Origin of the sequence: Streptomyces amakusaensis, from assembly GCF_039532665.1 — a bacterium.
GTDB lineage: Bacteria > Actinomycetota > Actinomycetes > Streptomycetales > Streptomycetaceae > Streptomyces > Streptomyces amakusaensis.
This window is the reverse complement of sequence record NZ_BAAASB010000007.1, coordinates 341,973-360,380: the sequence shown is the minus strand read 5'-3', so window position 1 is coordinate 360,380 and position 18,408 is coordinate 341,973. Positions and strand designations below refer to the sequence as shown.

Annotated in this window: 20 protein-coding genes; 2 read left to right on the top strand and 18 right to left on the bottom strand. The window is 70.2% G+C overall.

Going from position 1 to position 18,408, the window contains the following annotated elements; translation table 11 throughout:
* Positions 1-15: 15 nt before the first annotated feature.
* From ABD371_RS15710 to ABD371_RS15655, 12 genes are all read right to left on the bottom strand, one after another.
* A complete protein-coding gene (locus ABD371_RS15710) occupies positions 16-873 on the bottom strand; it encodes a thiopeptide-type bacteriocin biosynthesis protein (protein WP_344477174.1) in 858 nt (285 codons plus the stop codon).
* A 16-nt stretch (positions 874-889) separates the two neighbouring features.
* Complete coding sequence (locus ABD371_RS15705; protein ID WP_344477172.1) at positions 890-2,119, bottom strand: lanthionine synthetase C family protein; 1,230 nt, start codon at positions 2,117-2,119, stop codon at positions 890-892.
* The gene (locus ABD371_RS15700; protein ID WP_344477240.1) at positions 2,116-5,169 is read right to left on the bottom strand and encodes a lantibiotic dehydratase; all 3,054 of its coding nucleotides are present in this window, start codon (positions 5,167-5,169) and stop codon (positions 2,116-2,118) included. Before ABD371_RS15700 ends, ABD371_RS15705 begins: the two co-directional genes overlap by 4 nt.
* A gap of 78 nt (positions 5,170-5,247) precedes the next feature.
* Positions 5,248-5,439, bottom strand: a complete 192-nt coding sequence (locus ABD371_RS15695) for an FxLD family lanthipeptide (RefSeq protein ID WP_344477170.1) — start codon at positions 5,437-5,439, stop codon at positions 5,248-5,250.
* A gap of 71 nt (positions 5,440-5,510) precedes the next feature.
* Positions 5,511-6,731, bottom strand: coding sequence for a methyltransferase, FxLD system (gene fxlM / locus ABD371_RS15690; RefSeq protein WP_344477168.1), 1,221 nt, complete (start codon positions 6,729-6,731; stop codon positions 5,511-5,513).
* Between the two features lie 48 nt (positions 6,732-6,779).
* Positions 6,780-7,286, bottom strand: coding sequence for an NUDIX hydrolase (locus ABD371_RS15685; RefSeq protein WP_344477166.1), 507 nt, complete (start codon positions 7,284-7,286; stop codon positions 6,780-6,782).
* An 11-nt stretch (positions 7,287-7,297) separates the two neighbouring features.
* Positions 7,298-8,218: an endonuclease/exonuclease/phosphatase family protein gene (locus ABD371_RS15680; RefSeq protein WP_344477164.1), complete on the bottom strand. Its 921-nt coding sequence runs from the start codon at positions 8,216-8,218 to the stop codon at positions 7,298-7,300.
* 104 nt (positions 8,219-8,322) lie between these two features.
* Positions 8,323-9,171: an SAM-dependent methyltransferase gene (locus tag ABD371_RS15675; protein ID WP_344477162.1), complete on the bottom strand. Its 849-nt coding sequence runs from the start codon at positions 9,169-9,171 to the stop codon at positions 8,323-8,325.
* A complete protein-coding gene (locus tag ABD371_RS15670; protein WP_344477160.1) occupies positions 9,168-9,761 on the bottom strand; it encodes a DUF6624 domain-containing protein in 594 nt (197 codons plus the stop codon). The genes ABD371_RS15675 and ABD371_RS15670 overlap by 4 nt, the downstream gene beginning before the upstream one ends.
* Positions 9,758-10,336 carry a type 1 periplasmic-binding domain-containing protein gene (locus tag ABD371_RS15665; RefSeq protein ID WP_344477158.1) on the bottom strand — a complete coding sequence of 193 codons (579 nt, stop codon included), beginning with the start codon at positions 10,334-10,336 and terminating at the stop codon, positions 9,758-9,760. Before ABD371_RS15665 ends, ABD371_RS15670 begins: the two co-directional genes overlap by 4 nt.
* Positions 10,337-10,399: 63 nt before the next feature.
* Entirely contained in the window at positions 10,400-10,924 is a 525-nt protein-coding gene (locus ABD371_RS15660; protein ID WP_344477156.1) for a DUF6415 family natural product biosynthesis protein, read from the bottom strand.
* Positions 10,921-11,433: an ATP-binding protein gene (locus tag ABD371_RS15655; protein ID WP_344477154.1), complete on the bottom strand. Its 513-nt coding sequence runs from the start codon at positions 11,431-11,433 to the stop codon at positions 10,921-10,923. The genes ABD371_RS15660 and ABD371_RS15655 overlap by 4 nt, the downstream gene beginning before the upstream one ends.
* A gap of 302 nt (positions 11,434-11,735) precedes the next feature.
* Between ABD371_RS15655 and ABD371_RS15650 the strand changes: the two genes are divergently transcribed.
* Positions 11,736-12,548 carry a DUF5753 domain-containing protein gene (locus ABD371_RS15650; protein WP_344477152.1) on the top strand — a complete coding sequence of 271 codons (813 nt, stop codon included), beginning with the start codon at positions 11,736-11,738 and terminating at the stop codon, positions 12,546-12,548.
* Positions 12,545-12,766, top strand: a complete 222-nt coding sequence (locus ABD371_RS15645) for a DUF397 domain-containing protein (RefSeq protein WP_344477151.1) — start codon at positions 12,545-12,547, stop codon at positions 12,764-12,766. Before ABD371_RS15650 ends, ABD371_RS15645 begins: the two co-directional genes overlap by 4 nt.
* 125 nt (positions 12,767-12,891) lie before the next feature.
* On the opposite strand, the gene ABD371_RS15640 is transcribed toward ABD371_RS15645, so the two are convergent.
* The 6 genes from ABD371_RS15640 to ABD371_RS15615 all read right to left on the bottom strand — a co-directional run bounded on the left by ABD371_RS15640 (position 12,892) and on the right by ABD371_RS15615 (position 18,407).
* Positions 12,892-13,341 (bottom strand): hypothetical protein, encoded by a 450-nt coding sequence (locus tag ABD371_RS15640; protein ID WP_344477149.1) that lies wholly within the window; start codon positions 13,339-13,341, stop codon positions 12,892-12,894.
* Positions 13,338-14,780, bottom strand: a complete 1,443-nt coding sequence (locus tag ABD371_RS15635) for a type IV secretory system conjugative DNA transfer family protein (RefSeq protein ID WP_344477147.1) — start codon at positions 14,778-14,780, stop codon at positions 13,338-13,340. Before ABD371_RS15635 ends, ABD371_RS15640 begins: the two co-directional genes overlap by 4 nt.
* Positions 14,781-14,811: 31 nt before the next feature.
* Positions 14,812-15,072, bottom strand: coding sequence for a hypothetical protein (locus ABD371_RS15630; RefSeq protein ID WP_344477145.1), 261 nt, complete (start codon positions 15,070-15,072; stop codon positions 14,812-14,814).
* Complete coding sequence (locus ABD371_RS15625) at positions 15,072-15,386, bottom strand: DUF6238 family protein (RefSeq protein ID WP_344477143.1); 315 nt, start codon at positions 15,384-15,386, stop codon at positions 15,072-15,074. Before ABD371_RS15625 ends, ABD371_RS15630 begins: the two co-directional genes overlap by 1 nt.
* A gap of 61 nt (positions 15,387-15,447) precedes the next feature.
* Entirely contained in the window at positions 15,448-16,884 is a 1,437-nt protein-coding gene (locus ABD371_RS15620) for an ATP/GTP-binding protein (protein WP_344477141.1), read from the bottom strand.
* Positions 16,881-18,407 (bottom strand): SCO6880 family protein, encoded by a 1,527-nt coding sequence (locus ABD371_RS15615; protein ID WP_344477139.1) that lies wholly within the window; start codon positions 18,405-18,407, stop codon positions 16,881-16,883. The genes ABD371_RS15620 and ABD371_RS15615 overlap by 4 nt, the downstream gene beginning before the upstream one ends.
* Position 18,408: the final 1 nt, after the last annotated feature.

The window sequence follows — 18,408 nt, the reverse complement described above, 5'->3', positions numbered from 1 at the left end:
AGCGGGCCGATGCTGTCAGCGGCGCGGCTGGGCGGGGTCGGGAACGCCGGCGCTCGTCACGGCAACACCGTCGTGCGCGGTGAGGTCGGGGCCGAAGACGACGTTCCTGGCGGTGGCGGCGAGGGCGGCCTGTGTGGCGTACGGCAGACCGAGGCGGTTCCAGGCGAAGACCACATGGTGGGCGAGGACATCGCGGAGTCCGCGATGGAGGGCTCCGGCAGTGGTGAGGTCGCTGAGTTCGTGCCCGGAGGTGGTGTAAGCACGGGCCCATTCCCTGGTGCGGGCCAGGAGAGCGTTCTCGCGGATCTGGTCGTCCGTGTCCACGGTGAGCAGCCGTTGTACGGCGGCGCTCTGTCGGGCGGTACTCCGCTGGCCGACCGATAGAGGGCGGTGGGCGGCGACTCGTGCCCAGACGTCGCCCTGCTCGTACCAGTCGAGGCCGGCCGCGCGCATCAGGGTGCTGCACAGCAGGAGGGATATCTCCCGCCGATGTCCGCCCGCGGGTTGGCCCTCGTCGCGGAGATGGGTGAGCAGTCCACGGCTGTCGAGGTGGAAGAAGCGGTGGGCCGTTTCCATGGCTTCTGGTCCGCCGAAGGCATGGATCTCGGGTTCGTAGACGATGGGAGTCCAGCCGGTGATGTGCCCGGCGGCGGTCAGTGCGTCGAGTTCCCGGCGGATCTGCGGGGCGGTGTCAGTGGACGGCAGATAGCGGAGGCGCCAGCACGGGCGTTTACGGATGTGGAACCACGAGGCGATCGCGCTGGCGTCCTCGGCGGCGAACAGGATCGGAGCGAGGTGCGTGAGCGCTGTCTGCTCGGCGCTGTTCCAGTCGGGGAAGGAGATGTTCACCTGCTGCCACACGGGGCTGTCCATGTCGTCTCCAGGGGGTTCAGGCCAGGGCGAGAAAGGTGTCCCAGTACGGGGCGGCGACGGTTCCGGTGCCGACGGTGTGCAGGACGAGGGCGGCTCCGGCGGTGCCGTCGAGGAGTTCGGGGTCGCGGTCGGACCGGTTGAGCGCGGCTGTCAGTCGGTCGGTCATCTGCGGCAGCTCCGCCGCGATGGCCGGGTTTTCGGTCTGGTCGGCCATCCGCCACGCAGCATGGAGGAGACCGGCGGTTCCGTGGCACAGCCCGATGCCGGGGATCTGGTCCAGTTGGACGGGGTCGCGCAGGGCGGCGAGCATCGCGTTCTCGGCGGCGCGGACGCGGGCGGGCTCGCCGAGGGCGAGACCGGCGAGTTGCTGGGCGCGGGCGGTGCCCGCCACTCCGTAGCACCAGGAAGGCCGGGGACGGAGAGCTGGCTCGATGTGCCCACCGGCCGCTTGATCAGCCGTGATGAAGCCGGGCCACCACGGTTCGGTGGCGTCTCCCTGTCGCCATCGGTCGGTCCAGGCGCAGATCCGTCCGGCGGCGTCGGCCAGCCCTGGGACGTCGGCACCGTGCAGGAGCGCCAGTGAGAGGACGGACAGGGTCGCGCCGATGCCGTGGGCCAGTCCGAAGTTCCCGTGTCCGCCGGGGAAGTCAGGCGTCGGCTCGCCGCTGGGAGAGACGTCGGTCCACCACGGAGGCAGGGCGTCGTCCTGGTTCGGAAGGGGCTCGGTCAGCCGTACAAGGTAGGTGAGCGCGTCGGCGGTGATCTTGTGCTCCGGGTGGCGGGTGAGGTGCTGGGCGGCGAACCCGGTGAGCCCACGGATCAGGTCGAACTCCTTCATCACGGGCCGTTCGCCACGGTCGATACGCGCATGGGCCTCGGCCAGACGGTGCCGGGTGATCGAGACGGTGGCGTCGTCCAGCTTCTCCAGGGCGCCCCGGTAGCGACCGGTCGAGGCCGCTGCGGTGTGCAGGACGAATGCGAGGGCCGGAGCGCCGAGGTAGAGACCGGCGTTGGGGGCGGCGGTCAGGTCGTCGGACGCCGCCCGGGAGATCCAGGCGCGGGCTGTGTCCCAGTTGCCCTGCCCCGTGCGGGCCCGTACGACGTGGAACAGGGCGATGCCGGCCGCACCCCCGGCCAGGGACTGCGGCCACGCTCGGCCGCCGGACTTGGGCGCGGCAGGGCGCGGGGCAGACAGGTCGGCGGCGAGGACGTCGGCGGCGGCCAGCGCCTTCGGTATCGGTTTCACGACCTGGTCCTTCCTCGTGCGGTCCAGCTCAGCGCGGCGGCGCGGGCGAGGTGTAGGCACTGACCTTCGGAGTCGAGGTCGATCCCGGCGACGCGGGTGTGGTGGAGATGCAGCAGCTCGGGCAGCAGGATGCTCACGTCGGTGGTGCCCGTCGTGTTGAGTACGGCCCGGTAGTCGGCCAGGGTCTCGCGCCGCCGGGCCCACGCGGCGGCGATCCGCTCACCGCCGGGATGGCGGGTCAGGGCGTCGTGGTCGTACGGGTTGCCGAGGGCGACCGCTTGTTCGTATACGTCGCGGGCGGGGGCGGTGCTGGTGGTGCGGGCGTGGTCGATCAGCCAGGCCATCGCGTCGGCGGGGTTTCCGATGAGGCCGGTCGTGAGGTCGATCATGCTGGCGGCGGTGACGGCTTGGGCGTCGGGGCCGCCGTTCGCCGTGCTGAAGGCGAGCTGCGCGGCGGCGGCCTCGGAGTCCGCCGCGAAGAACGCCTCGGCGGCGTCGATCGCCGCCGGGCCGCCGAAGCGGGCCGTCTCGGGGAAGTCCGTGTCCCACCGCACCCGGGAGATCAGCCCGGCCCGGCGCAGTGCCCGGGTCCAGCCGCCGATCGCCGCCGGGGCACCCTCGGCGTGGTCGGCCGGTACGACGAGGCGGAGCCGCAAATGCTCGTCGGGGTCGCGGTAGGGCAGGAACCACCACCGAGTCGTGCCGCCGAGTTCCGCCAGCAGTTCGGGCAGACGGTTCAGGATGCCGCTGTGGCGTTCGGGGCGGGTGTAGAGCTGGACGTGGAACCGGCCGTCGCAGCCGGGGAGGCGCCCGTGCCCCTCCGCCGTGCCGGCCTCGCGGTCCAGCCACCACGGTGTCCTCCGTCCCGGGCCGGTTCGGGCGAGGGGGATGACCAGCTCGTGGGGGCGCCCGCCGATCCATCCTGTGCCCGGGGCCGCTTCCGCGCGGAGCACGGCGGTGCCGGAACGCTGTACCTGCGCGCGCAGCAGCACCCGGTGCGCGGGTTCGTCCAGGTCGAGGCGGAGGCGCTGGTCGCCGTCGCCGACGTACACCGTGCTCGGAGCGGCGACCTGGTCCCGCCACACGGCCAGGGACGCATCCCACTGCGGCTGGTCCGCCTCACGGGCGGCGAGGTCGGCGGTCGTCAGCAGCCACCGGGCCGGGGAGAGAATCGTGCGCCCGTAGCGCACCGCAGGGAGGAACGGCAGTGTTGTCGCGGCACCCCAGTCGAAAACCGCGCACGGGGCGCTCATCGCGTTGGTGGCCTCGGTCAGGAACCGGACCAGCGGATGGGTGCGGTGGACCGGCTCCACCGCGTTGAGGGTCACGAACTCCAGCGGGCGCCGCCGGGACCGCGACACCAGGTAGAGGCGGTGGACGTCGGCGGTCACCGCGATGTCGTCCAGCAGCACCCGCTCCCCGGGGTGGTCGTGGCACTCGCCCCAGGCGAGCACCGCGGGCACCACGCCCGGGGCACGGGCGACGTTCTCGGTCGAAGCGTGGAGCGGGGGCGCGGATATCTGTACGGTCAGGGTGCCGTCAGTCGCGGTCGCCGCCGTCGCGTACGCCGCCGTCATTCGGTCGCGGTCGTCCGCACCGAGGAGATGGAGGAACCGTCCGGTCACCGTCCCGGCGACCCGGGACACCCCGGTGACCGCGAGCGTGAACTCCCCGGCCCCGAGGGCGTCGGCGCTGGAGGCGTTCACGCGGGCGATCAGCTCCGTCGTCGGCTGGACACCGGAGTCAGGGCCGATCACGGTGAGAACGTTGATCATGGCGTCATTCACCACGATCTCGTGTTGACGGCGCAGGGCCGCGTTCTGCGCGAGCGCCAGCAGTTTCCCGTCCCGCTCAGTCAGTGGAGCGTTCGCCGGGGCGGGCGGTCCGCCCAGGAACCCGGCCGGATAGCCGATGCCGGTGTCACCGTCCACCGCGTCCAGGGCCGGGACTAGGGCGCGCGGGCCGTACCGTTCCAAGAAGCGGCTGTGCCAGTTCGCCCACGCACGGCTGAGGAACGGCTGGCGGGCCAGCTGGACGAGTGCCGTCGCGGCCCGCGCCGCTTCCTCGGCGACCTCGGTCGGGACCGCCACCTCCCCGTCGATCCGCAAGTCGACCCCCAGCGTCGGCCCGGCGCCGGGGGCAAGGTCGCGCATCTCGGCTGTGAGCCGGGCTCGGTGTACGCCGTCCTCCGAACATGCGATGCGGGGTCGGGCCAGAGCATGGGTGAGGGACCGGAGCCGTGCAGCGGTGGCGGTGACCGGTTGGAGGTCCTCGGCTTCGGCCGCGTCGAGGGCGTTCAGGAGGTGGTCCAGCGGATTCGTCGTGGTCATCGGGGCACGGAGGTTGGTGACCAGGAGGCGTTGGGCGGTCAGATCCGCCAGCAGCTTGCCGATCACCTCGGCGGGCACGCGGGGGAAGTCGCCGGCCAGCTTGGCAGCGAGGTCCGCGACCCGGATAGGATGGCGGGCCGCAGCCAGGGCCGAGGTGATCGGCGGGGTGACACGGACCCGCACCCGGACCGGGGCGCTGCCCAAGCTGCCGCTGCCCCGGTGGTCGAGCACCAGATGCCCGTCCTTCTCCGCCACCAGCACATGGGTCCGCACCATCAGCTGCGGCAACAGGATGCGATCCGCCTCCAGCAGCTCGATCACCGTGGTCAGCCACACGGCGTCGGGCCGGACGACAGCCCGGTGCCGGGAGCCGATGCGTACGGCCGCCGCGCCAGCCAAGCTCACAGGTGCCACTCCGGCGAAGAGGCCGAACGGGGTGGCCCTGCTCGACGCTCGCAGCAGATACCGCAGGACCGCGAACGTCGCCTTCCGTACGGCGCGTTCCGGCAGGTTCTGTTCGCTGCGGATGTCCCGAACCTGGCGGGCCAGCGCGGGACTGGCCTGGTCGAGAGCTTCCGCGAAGCCGGGTATCCGAAGGGTTTGCTCCAGCCACTCCCGCCAGGAGTCCGTGCCTCCGCCCGGGTCGGGCCAAGGCTGGATGAGATCGGCCGGAGCCCAGGCCCCGGCCCGCAGCAGCGCGGCATCGACGTACGCGTACACCGGCAATTCCCCTCCGTGGAGCGCGGTGCCCGGCCGGCCGAAGCCGACCGGGCACCGCGGTTCAGTCCTTCGGGCCTGCTACGGGCAGGTGGTCGAGCAGGCGGACTCGCAGGTCACACCACAGCCGTCGTCGGTCATCCGGATGAGCCGGTCGGCCGACGGGCCGGACTCCACGATCGAGACATCCAGGTCCCAGTTCTCGAAGCTCTCCGCTTCGCCCGCGGTCTGCGGGTGCGCTTTCGCCGCTTCCTCGATCTGCTGTACGGACACAACAACCTCCCTGATAGTTGGGTGGTGCGAATGCCCCGTGCCCCTGTGACGTGCCGCAGGGGCCGGGGAGCCTATGACCAGGAGAAGGCGACTGCTCCGAGCCGCTTCGCCACAACCCCCTGGGACGGTTCAGCCGTGCCGACGGGCATCGGCCGGTACGCGATCCGCGCCGCGCCGCGCCGCTGGTGGTCCGACGCCCATCGGCGCAGCAGCTCGGCATAGCGCGCGGCGACCTGTTCGGCGTCGGGACCGTGGGCGAGGACGCCGCTCTCGAAGCCGCCGGCCGCCTCGTTCGGCCGCTTCGTGCGGTAGGCGAAGCTCCCCCCGCTGACCAGAGCCGGGACGCCGCGCGTCACCGACAGCGCGAGGAGGCCCTGATCGACCAGGTCCTTGCTGCCGTGGAGCATCACCATCTCCGGCGTGTTCGTCGCCAGGAACAGCTCCAACTCGTCCGGCAGGTCGAAGGCCGCGCCGGACCACACCTCCAGCCGGGGCGAGCGCACGGCGGCAGCCAGGGCGTCGGTGTCGAAGTCCTGCTTCTGGTCGTCTACCCGCAGCGCGAGGCCCTCGGTGACGTGGACGAGCCGCTCGGTGTACGCGCTGGCCCCCTGCATGGGCACGAAGCCGCACAGGCGGTAGCTGTCGCTGACCAGCTCCGCTTCCGGACCGCCGGCCCGGTCGAACGCGATCGACCGGGTGAGCCCGCGCATCCGGAGCGGCACGACGATTCGCCCGTGCTCGGAGAGCTGCTCCAGCCACGCCGACGGGATGTCCCAGGCCCCGGCGGTCACGACGATCCGGTCGAACGGAGCCAGCTCCGGAACTCCGGCGACGGCGTCCGCCCGTACCACCTCGACGTGCTCATACCCGGCCGCGTCCAGACACTTCCGGGCACGCTCGACGATCTCCGCGTCGATGTCCACCGAGATCGACGCGCCCTCCTTGCCGACCAGCTCGGCGATCAGCGCGGCGTTGTAGCCACCCGAGCCGACTTCGAGGACCCTCATGCCGGGCTCGATCCCGGCCTGCTCCAGCATCACCGCCTGAATGTGCGTGGCCGACAGCGAACTGAGAGCCGTTCCGTCCTCATCCCTCTTGATCACCAGGGCCCGGTTGGCGGCGTACGCGGCCTCCAACGGCTCACCGACGGCGAACAGATGCCGAGGCACGGCAGCCACCGCGTCGGCGACGGAGTCAGAGGTGATCGCCCCCAGATCGCGCAGCTCACGCACCATGGCCGCCCGCAACGAGGCCGCTTCCTCATCAATATTCTTGTCTCGTACCGTAGTCACTTCGTCACCCTACCGATCGTGTTTCGTGGTCCTGCCCTATTGCCGGAATCACTGCGGTTCCCCCAGGAGACCGCCCCGAACCGGCCCGTCGTCGGGCGCCGAGCCGCCCGGCGCGGCAGCCTGTTCGGGATGGCCGACGGTGGTGCACAGGTACTGCTGAACAGGCAGAAAGAGCCCATCAGGGATGTAGTGGAATACGTCGCGGACAGGTACCCAGTTGATGTCCGCGACTTCGTCGGGGGCAGCGCGATGGGCGGTGCCGGACCGGATCGCGCAGGCGAAGTAGAGGATGCGGACGCCAGTGTCCGGGTGGATTCGCTCTCTCAGCTGTTCCGTGACGGCGACGGCGAGGCCGGTCTCCTTCTTCACCTCCCGCACGACGGCTTCCTCGGGGGACTCGCTCAGCTCGATCTTTCCGGCCGGGAACTGCCAGGTCAGCATTCCTTCCGGCACGCGCCGTTTGACGAGCAGAAGGCGTCCGTTCTGAAGGATCACGCCGGCCGCGATCGTGGTCGTCCGGTGATCGCTGGGCGGTGGCTGGGGCGGATCTTCCATCGCTGTCCGCCTCACCTGGCGAAGGAGAGGGAGTCGACCGGCTGCCGGTTGAGAATGTCCGCGAGGAGGTCGCCGTCCAGGGTGAGCCGCAGGACGTGGTGATCGGACATCACCAGAGGCACCGGGATGACGTCCACGTCGGTGACGGCGGGCAGCAGCTCGGCGGTGACGTACACACGGTCGATCCGGGCTTCGGGGCCGTGCGTGTCGCAGGCGTCCACCGTGGGGGCGAGCGCGTCAGCGCTTCCTCCTCCCAACCGGTCGGCGTGATGCTGGGCGACATCATGCAGTCCGGCGGTGTACAGAACTTCGTCTGGGCGGGTGTCCATACGCCGTCCCTCTGGCGCGCGGTAGGAACGGTGGGCCCGGTGCGGTTCGTCGTGGATGGCGTCCAGGACGGGGAGGGCGGGTTCGCCCAGTCCGCAGGCTTCGGGGTAGCTGTTGGTGTCCCCGCCGAGCAGGGCCGGGACGCGCACGGTCTCGCCGTCCGCCGTGGTCCACCGTTTGTCGGCCCAGGTGGTCAGCCACTCCGCCTCGGCCAGCCGAGTCGTCGTGGAGGCGTAGTTGAGGTGGAAGGACGCGACGATCAGGGGCAGGGCGTCGCGGCCGGCGGGCAGGTAGCGCATGGTGAGCGCGGTCGGCGGCAGGACCCACATCGGTCCGGTCTGGGGCCAGGTCCGCACGGTGCGGAACACGTCCTGGTCGGCGAAGACCGCGGTGCAGGAGCGGGGGCCGAGCCAGCCGCGCATGCCGAGGATCTCCTCCAGCTCGTACATGACTGCGGCGCCGTCGTCGTCCGCGCCGGGCATCTCCTGGCGGAGGACGAGGGCGGGGTTGTCGCGGACGAGGAGTTCGTGGGCCTTCTGCCGCAGGGCCGGGTCCTGCTTGCCGTTCCGCTCCAGATTCCAGCAGTGCACGGTGAACGCGGACATCCAGATCCTTAACCGTTGAGGGTGTTGGGTGGGAGCCGCCCCGGGGGCCCGGGACCGGTGTCAGCCCGGGCCCGGGGCGGCGGTTCGAGGGTCGGCCGGGACGGTCAGCGGCGGCTGTGGTCGGTCTTGACCGCGATGCCGGCGAACGCCGGGGCGTCGGAGGCGCTGGCGGGGTACGGGGTGAAGTGGCGGACGTTCGTGCCGTGGGCGGACCAGCGGCTCACGGCCGCGAGCCCGTCCCCGAGGTGGGCGAAGCCGCCGAAGAACGCTCCGATCTCGGCGCGGCTGCGCGGGCGGACGCCGATGCCGTGGTGCTCGTAGACGGAGACGACCTCGGACACCTGCCTCGGGTTCAACTCCGCGGTGAGATGGGTGATCGACAGGGTGCTGCCCACCGGGAGCCAGGCCCGCAGGGCGGCCATCGCGTCTGTCACCGCAGTGTCGTCCGTGTTCCACGGGAGCACGTCGTGGACGGTGACCGCGATCGGCTGCGCGAGGTCGAACGACCCGGTCACCTCTGGGGCCCTGAGCAGCTCCTCCATATCAAGAAGGTCTCCGGCCAGGACGGTCGTCGCGTACGGGGGGCCGGGGTCGAGCCGGGACTTCGCGTGGGCGAGGACGCCGGGGTCGCGGTCGATGTAGACGACGGGGCAGTCCCGGGGTACGAGGTGGTGGAGGTCCGGGCGGTTGGGCAGGCCGCAGCCGAGGTCGAGGAACTGCCGCGCCCCCCGGCGCAGAACGGTGTCGGTGGCCACCTCGGTGAACCAGCGGTTCGTCCGGGCGGCGAGCATCACCCAGGGCGCGGCCATGTAGAGGTCGAGGGCCGTATCCCGGTCGCACTGGTACGTCTCGGTCCCACCGAGCAGGACTTCGTACACCCGGGGTGCGCGGGGGAAGGCGAAGTGGTCGGGCCCCAGCTCCTCCAGTCCCACCGGACAGGGGATCGTCGTCATGCCGCCACCCCCGCCAGCTCCATAGGAACGTCCGGTAACCCGTGGCCGGGGTCCGGGGCAGCCGTCGGCCATCCGAGGCGGCGCCGCAGGGCGGCCCGCGCTTGGACGTGCGGCGGGAGGCCGACCGCGGCCCGGCGGACGTCGAGCTGCTCGGGGTCCTCCACCGGGGCCGGCTCCGGGCCGTCCGGTCCCAGGAGGTACTGCGTGCCGTAGCGCTGAAGGTTCCCGGCGTTGACCGCGCACCGGTCGTGCAGGTGCGCCCACTGCTGGATGGTCGCCTCGCCCCGGACGACGGCGCCGTCGAGCAGTCGAAGGGCCAGGCGCTGGAAGTCGGCGAGCGCGTCGGCGCGCAGGACGATTTCCCATACTGCGGTGAGGGCTTCCTCTCCGAGCAGCTCGCGGGTGGGCCAGCCCAACTGGGAGACGATCCGCCGCAGCACGTTGGCGTTGGCGTAGTCCTGGTGCCGGGCCTGTCTGGCCTCGGCGGCGGGGAGATGGACGCGGAGGAGCCGGTTGCGGTCCCGGCGGGCGATCTCCACGCGGTGGAGGAGGTCCCGGGCTATGTGCGGTCCGGCGGGCGGTTGGATCATTGCTGGCCCCCGTACTCCAGGGCGCTCACGAGCCGGCGGGCGGTCTTGACGCAGATGGGCCCGGTCGAGATCACCGGCTCCCCTCCGCAGCGGAGGCAGTCGGAGAGGAAGAGCAGGTCGAGGAATCCGCCGCCGGTGGCGTCGCGGAACGCCTTCTGGAGCCGGGCGAGGACTTCCTGTGCTTCGGGCCAGTCGTCCAGGGCCGTCGTGACCGGTCGCGGGGGAGCCCCCAGAAGCTGGGCAAGTCGCTCCGCTGCCGCGACGGTGAGGTTGCCGAGGGCGATCTCACCGTCCTCAAGTCCGAGGTCCGGAGCGTCGATTCCGTGGGCGTTCAGGGCTCGCCGGAGCCGGTCGCGGGTCTTGTATGTGCGCTTCATGCCCCGGCGCAGCAGGTCGGTCAACTGGAGGACGGTGTCCTCATCGACGGTGCCCAGCTCGATCCGGCGCGCGGGGTCCTCGGTGCTGGGGGAGACCGGGAGCGGCAGTCCCACTTCGCGGCACACCGCGTTCAGGTCCCTGATCGCCCCGGGGAGGGAGGTCGTGATCGGGCGCGGTTGGAGGGATAAGACGTTCACGGGGTACTCCAGGTAGTGCCGGGGCGAGGAACGGGGACTGCGTGAAGGCGCGGGGCTGTTCTGTCACTTCGGCTCCCGGTCTTCCGGGTCGCTGACGAGGTCGAGGAGGTCACTGACCAGCGAGGCCAGGAGTCGGGCGTACGACTCGGTCGGCACGAACTTCGTCGCGGCGCCTTGGGCGTCGAGCCGGGACGCGGCGCCGACGAGCTGACGGAGGAAGTCGTCCGGCCGGCCCTTCGCTTCGTGCAGCGCATCGGTCACCAGAGGCCACAGACATGCATGGAGGGAGCGGACGAGATTCCGGATCTCCTCCGGGGACAACGTCGCGGCACCCCAGCCGAGAATCCGCTCCAGAACCTCGTCCACACCGTCCTCGATGAAGGACTTCCTCAAGCTGGCACCCAGCCGTAAGAGCAGGTCCCGGGGGACGGGCCGGGCGGGTTCGACCTGTCGCGCCCCGCCCGTGCCGTCTCGCACGGGCGGGTGATCGACGCTCGTCGGCACCGTTAGGTCCTTGACCCGGACGGGCATTGCCAGGGGGGAGGGGACAAGGCCGAGTGAGTAGAGGTCAGACGTCTGCGCGGTCATGAGGCCGCCTCCGGCAGGTTCAGCACGCACCAGGTAGTAGTGCGGTCCGGAGTGACACCCCAGTCGGTCGCCAGGGTGGCGACGAGGAGAAGACCACGTCCGGACTCTTGATCGTCGCCGACGGCCTTTACTTGCGGGGTGACACCGGAACCGTCATGGACCACGATGACGATCCCCCGTTCGGTGATGACGAGGCGAACTCCGACCGAGGGGCCTTCTCCGTAACGCAGGGCGTTGGTGACGAGTTCGCTGACCAAGACTTCCGCGTCCGCGCGCAGCCGCCCCAGCCCCAGGTGAGTCAGCTTCTCCGCGGCGATGCGACGGAGGCGTCCGATCCACTGAGCCTGGGGGTCCCGCTCAAGGGCGCCGCTCGTGGTGATCCGGGCGCCGATCGTCACGGTTAAGTCGTAGCGGGGCGGCTCAGCGGGGATGGGAGCGACGGCGATGGGGGTGGTGGTGGGCTCCCAGCCCAAGATCGGACTGACCGTGCTGCTCTGGTGAGTCGTCATCCCCAGTCCTCCGCAGCTCATCAAGACACGCTTCCGGCCCGTAACTGAGAGAGTGCAACCCGTAAGGCGCCCTCTGCACGGAAAGCATGTCCTTCTGACAGGCGAAGTGGCAAGCTTGGAACCGGAATTAGCAGAAGAATGAATGCCAGTTCTATCGACTTGCGCACCCTGGGGTGCGAAAATGCACCCACAGCCGCGCTTAGCGCACCTCGGAGGGAGTGTTCAGCACCCGATGCCGAACGTGAGGGCAGTCCCCACTCTGCGTCGTCGGCGCCTCGGCGACACGTTGAAGGCGTACCGATTTGAAGGTCCGCCTCAGCGGCGAGGCGGCAGCCGCCGCGATGGGGGCGGGCTGGAGCGAGAGCAAGATCAGCCGCATCGAGAACGCGAAAGCGCGGATGCCTCCGGGAGAGGTCGCCAAGCTGTTGGCGGTGTACGGCGTCGAGGACGCCGCCACGGTGGCCGCCTTGGAGAACTTGGCCAAGGACGCCGGCAAGCAGGGCTGGTGGCAGACGTACGGCGATGTTGTCGCGCTGAGTTACACCGACTACCTGACTCTGGAGTCCGACGCCGAGAGCGTGCACGTCTACACACCCAGCCTCATTCCCGGTCTGCTCCAGACCGGGCTCTACGCCCGCGAGATCATCGCCGCAACGGCCATCACTCGGTCTCCCGCCGAGGTCAACGCGCTGGCTGAAGTACGCAAGACGCGGCAGGCCATCCTCACCACCAGGCCGGACGGCCCGCCTCTGAAACTGTGGGCCATCATTCACGAAGCCGCGCTTGCGCTGCGGTCGGCTTCGCATCCGAATCTGATGCGAGACCAGCTTCGCCATCTGTTGGACATGGCGGACCTACCGAACGTCACGATCCAGGTGATGGACCTTCACGCTGGCTCGCACCCCGGGATGCTCGGTCTGTTCGAGGTCGTGCGGTTCCCGACGCCGTGGCCAACCGTCGTCAACCTGGAGAACCTGCGAGGCGGGTACTTCGTGGAGGGCACGGATGACGTCAAGGTCTTCGAGGAAGCTTTCGAGCAGGTGGTAGCCGCAGCGCTTCCCGTGGACGACTCACGCGTGAGGATCAAGGAAATCATGGAAGGAAACGGGACGTGACTCCCAACAAGGAAGACCTGTACTCCGTCGATCTGTCCGCAGCGGAGTGGCGCAAGTCGCCATTCAGCAACGGCGGGGAGCAGTGCGTGGAGATCGCCGACATCCCTGGCGGCGGCATCGCGCTGCGCGACTCCAAGAACCCGTCCTTCCCGGCCTTGCGCTACACGGCCGAAGAGTGGGACGCCTTCCGGAAGGCCGTGGTCGCCGACTGCCTGTAGAGGGTGGCCGCATTGAGTGCAAAGCGCAGTACAGAAGCCAGGTGGTCCTCCCCGTGCAGCAGGGAGGACCACCTGGCTTCTACTCGTGAGGGTGGCTACTCAACGACACCTGAAGACGGCTAGACCTAATGAACCCAGGCGGCGAGCTGGAAGCGTGCGGGCCGGTCGTCGTGCCGTCCAAGGCGGCACTCGTCACCGGCCTTGCCCAGCGCCTTGTTCATCCGGCTGAGGAACCGGTCGTACTGCTCGTGCCAGACGACAGTGGAACCCGCGTTGGCATAGGCGTCGTCCCGGGCGAAGGCCAGGGCGGCGATCTCGTACCCCAGCCCTTCATGCCTCATCCAGCAGGGCGGGATCACGTCCTGCGGCTGCCAGGCGTACGCCTCGTTCAGCCAGCGGCATACCGCGTTCAGCCACGCGGGTAGCGGCTCGATCAGCTCGGCCGAGAGGGCGCCGAGGTCCCACGGCGGGGGGCCGTCGACCACCGACTCCTCCGCGCTTCGCTCCGCGATGTACTCCAGGATCAGCGCGGGCGCTTCGGGGAAGGGCTTGAACTGCGCGAGTGGATTCGTCACGCGGCGGCTCCGTGCGCGGCCCAGGCGGCGGCGTGGTCGGCGGCCTGCTTCTTCTTCGCCGCAGCCCGCCGACGGCGCTCCGTCTCGTTCTCCTCGCGCAGCCGGCGGATGTGGGCTTCGATCTCCGGCCAGGACTCCCAGGTCCACATGCCGTCGAGGCGGGTGACCACCGGGGGCAGGTTGTCGGCGAGGACGAGCGCGTGGCCTTCCGGCAGCGACCTGATCTCGTCGCTCCGCAGCACCGGCTCCAGCGCCATGTGGGTCGCGGTCGAGCGGCTTCCGCGGTCGCCACCGCTGGTCGTCTTCGTGGTGCGCTCGCGCTCGACCTGCCCGCATAGGTCTGACAGGTCCTTGAGGAAGTCGACGTCCTTCGCCCCGCCGAACACGACGACGTTGTTGGTGAACGAGGCCAGCTCGTTCGCGGTGTCCTCGCCGAACCGGGCGCGGGCCGATGCCCAGCCCTGGAGGCCGATGATCACGGTGAGTCCGCGGCCACGGCCGTCGGCGACGCGCTGCCGCAGGGAGGGGATGGGGGCGATGTTCGGCGCCTCGTCCAGCGCGCCGAAGAGGGGCGGGTCGAGTCGGCCGGCGGCGGAGGCGATGGCGTGGGCCTCGGCGATGTCGAGCAGGTCTTCCGTGATCGCGGTGGTCAGTGGGGCGACGCTGTTGACCTCGGAGTCCTTGCCGAGCAGGTAGACGGTGCCGCCCGCGTCGAGGAGTTCGGCGAAGTCCGTGGGGTCCTCGCCGTCTCCGAGCAGGGCCTGGACGACCGACTCGTGCATGAGGGGTTCAAGGGCCGCGTCCAGGGTGGAGGCGGTGTTGCCGACGGTTCGACTGTCGCCCGTGGTCGCGGTTCGGAGCATGTCCGCCCACCCGGGGCCGGCGCCGGGGTGGGCGTTGAGGATGCCGACCGGCGCGGGGTCGGTCAGCTTCCGTGCCCACTTCAGTACCCACTCCAGGCCCGCGCCGTCGAGGGCGGCGGCGTGGAGGTAGGCCGCCAGGATCTTGGCAGCCTGGCCCTTGTAGAAGGCCGCGCCCTCGCTGGACTGCGAGGCGGAACCGGGGGTGCGCGAGCCGGCGATGAACGCCTTGGCCCGCATCATCGCGGTCTCGGTCTCAGCGGCGCCGGTGATCGGCGTCCACCGGAACCTCGGTACGGAGGGGGCGATGTCCTGCGGGTCGAATGCGAAGACCGGACGGCCGCCGGTGCGCCGGGCGTCGAGGGTCAGTTCGACCAGGTCCGGCTTCGTGGAGGTGGCGAGGACCGGTCCGGGCCACCGGCGGATGGTCGGGGCGAAGAAGCGCAGGGTCTTGCCCGAGCCCATCGGGCCGATGACCCGGCACGCCTTGTCAGCGCGGGACCAGAGGTCCACGCCCTTCGGGCGCTGAGAGGTCCCCAGCGAATAGCCGAAGTCGTGAGGGGAGAGGGAGTGTTGCATGACGTGCTCCTGGACGGGAGAAAGGGGGTGGTCAGCGCCCGGCGGATCGCTTCTTCACCAGGTCCACCGCCGTGCGGGGCGGGTGGTTGCTGCCGCTGGTGAGGGAGGGCCGGATCTCCGTGGCCTTGAGGACGGCGGCGGCCGACAACTGCCGCTTGAGCACGGCCTTGCTCGCGAACCCGGCGTCGCGGGCCGCCCGCTTCATCAGCAGCCAGACGGTGGCCATCGCCACCGCGCACACGGTGGCGACGGCGTACAGGGCCACGGAGATCCCGTTGGGCAGGAATTCCACTACTCGGCCCTCTGCCCGACCCGGGCCGCGAGGTAGCGCATGCGTCGGCCGCAGAGCTTGGGGATCGCCGCACCGGGCCCGGCAGAACGGGGCGGCGACTGGTGGAACGCGCCGTGGAGGTCTTCGGCCGCGCGCCAGAGGTGGGCGACGGCGGTACGGACGCGGCCCCCGGCGGCGGAGTAGTCGCCGTGGTCGAGGCTGATGGCCAGCTCGTTCGTGCGCCGGGCGAGGTCGAGGGCTGCGGCGTGCAGCCGGTCGATTTCCCCGCGCTCCGTGTGCTGGCCGGCCGGAAGGTCGGTGCCGATGGTGGTCATGGAATGCGTCCGTTCCGGATCTGCCTGGACGGGCCGACGGCGACGAGATGACGGGAGCCGTTCACGCGGCGTCCGGGTAGCTGGTGGAGACATCGGTCATCGACCCGGACGAGAAGCACAGGTGCTGCTCGGCCACCACCAGCAGGTGCTGTACGGCGGGGTAGATCACCTCTCCGACCACCCACAGCGCGATTCCCCGACGCAGACGCACGATGTGGTCCGCCGTCCACGCAGGCAGCCCCAGTCTGGCCACGGCGGCTTCCGCTTCGGCCTTTTTCATTGAGTAGATGACGACAGTGTCGGCCATTTTCAGCGCCGCCTGCGTCTCCGGGGAGTCGTCGATGTCAGACAGGTGATGGACGATGAAGATGCACGACAATCCGAGGCCGCGCGCGAATTTGAGGAACTTTTCGAGCAGGGCGGCCAGCTGCGGGGTGCCGAGAATATGCCAGGCTTCTTCGGCGATGAGGATGCGCTTGCGCTGGCTGTAGCGTCGGCAGCTCGTCGCCGGGTTCGGCCCTACCTCCCAGGCGCCGGAGTCAGCGTCGACCACCACTCGCTCGTGCTGGCTCGGTTCCGTCCCGCACTCGCACAGGGGTCGCAGCCAGACCTCTTCGAGGAAGACGCTGATCACGGCGACGAGGATGGTCATGGCGACGCCGCCGGACGGGACCTTGGTGAGGTCGAAGACGACCATGTCGGTGTCGAGGCCCACGCCGAGGCTGGTCGGCCCGTCGAGCATGCCGACCAGGTCGCCCGTCGAGTCCTGCTCACTGCCGCACAGCCGGTCGAGAACGTAACTTGCTTCGAGCCCGTCGGCGAGGAGTTCGTCCCGCGTCCGCTGCTTCGCGACGGCGTCGGACTCCTCGGGGGCCCGGAGCGCGGCGGCGACGTCCGCCAGCACGGGGGTGCGGCCGAGGGAGTCCGCCCGGTGGTGGGCCCGACGGATGGCGATTCTCAGGGCGGAGCCGGCGAACTCGTCCAGGGTCTTGCCCAGGCCGAGTTCAACGATCGTCCTGACCAGCTCGGCCTGCCGCTTGCCTGAGATGGAGGGGTCCATGGGGTTGATGCAGGAGGCGCCGGGCCCACCGCCCGGGGCGAACTTGACCGGCGCCATGCCGGTGAGGGAACGTCCGAGCGCGGCCCATTCGCCTTCCTCTCGTTCCTTTTGCTCTTTCGTGTCCAAGACCACGACTTTCCTGCCGAGCCGAATTTGCCGGGCGGCATACGTCTTGGTGAGGGAACTCTTTCCGCGGCCCGTGTCCCCCATCACGATCATATTTCCGCCGGGCAATCCGTCGCCGAATGCACTGAAAGGGCAGTAGATGAACGCCTTTCCGGAATACAGTTCGCGGCCGATGATTGCGCCCGCGCTGCCGAGCGTCGGCGGCGCCACCGGCAGGTACAGCGCCTGGCTGGTGGTCGTCTCCGTGTGGAGCGGGCGCCGCACGGTCTGGTGCATCGGGGTCAGCGGAGCGAGGTTCAGCAGGTCAGTCACTTGATGCCTCCGGCGAGGGGAAGGGTGTTCGCAAAGGCCCTGGCGTGTTCGAGGTCGAGCCACTCGATCCGCAGGTTCGCGTTGCGGGCGCGGCTCCCGGTCGTTCGCTTGGTGCGTTCCAGCTCTTCGGGGCTGCGGGCGGAGATGGTGATGTAGCCGACGACCGCGGAGCCGGCCGCGCCGGAGGCGGCCAGGGCCATGCCGCGTGAACCGGTGGCGCTCGCGGCGATCTGGTCGCGGGGGTCGATGTTCTTGCCGCGCTGGTGGTTGCGGTGCATCTCCGCCTGGTTGTTCGTGTCCTCGGCGAGCATGCGTTCCACGGCCTTGTCGTTGGGCTCCAGCTGTTGGGTGATGGAGAAGGTGCGGATGACGTCGGGCATCCCGATCAGCAGGGGTGACAGGAACCCGGGACCGACGGGCGTGGTGGGCCAGCTGGCTACGTAGGCCGTGGCGTGGAACCAGCTGTCGGTGCTTCCCGCCGCGCGGGTGGCCACGTGTGTCCCCTGCCGGACGTCGACGTTGCGGGGGAAGGCGTGGGCCCGGGGGAGGTCGGTGTCCCAGATGGGGTGGTCAGGGTCGTACGAATTGCGGATGAGGGCCGTCATCGTGCTCTCGTCCAGCGGGGCGACCACCGAGAGGTCGGCGTCCTCACAACGGGACCACAGCTCGTCCAGGTAGACGGCCACCGCAGCGGCGATCCCATCGTCTCCCGCCCCCCGGGCGGAGCCCTCGGCGGCCAGGTCCCGGGTGAACTGCGCGTGGATGGTGACGTAGTACCGGTGTTCCTCCGCCGAGGTCGACACCGCGTTGGCCAGCTCGTTGTAGGAGTCCTTGAGCCATTGCGGGGCGTTGACCGTCGCCGCGGACTGGTCGCGCTGCGAGACGAACCGCTGGTGCGCGTACGGGTCGCTCTTCATCTGCCGGGCCAGGACCTGAATCCGCTTGACCGGGTGGTCCTCGGTGTTGCCGAAGGCGTCGAGGAGTTCGCCCCAGCGCTCCAGCGCGACGACCTGTTCGCTGATGTCCTTGCCGCCCAGGCCGGGGGAGGTGACCTCCAGCGCGGCGGTCACACAGCCGGCCTCCGGCTGGAGGATGACGACGGCCTGCTGCCCGCGGACGGTGGTCGGCACCCAGGTCATGCCCGCGATGCCTTCGGGCTCCGTCAGCGCGGCGTCCGGCGGCGTGCCGTCGCGGCGCACACCCGCCTCGACGGCGGGCGACACCCAGACACCGCCGGTACGGCGGAGCGCCTTGCGGTGGTAGCGGTTGATCCGCCACCAGCGGTAGAGCGAGCGCCGCTGTGACGTGCCCTTCGGACGGTACGGGGCGTACACGATCACCAGGGCGATCAGGATCGGCACCACGAGGCCCGTCGCGGCGAGGGCTGTCGCGCCGTTGAAGGCGAAGCCGAGCAACAAGCCGACCACTGCTCCGCTGCCGAGGACGACCTGTTCGCCGAGGTCGCGGCGGCCGACCAACCCCGTGGGGCGGTGCTTTCCGAACTGATACGTACGAGTTGCCATG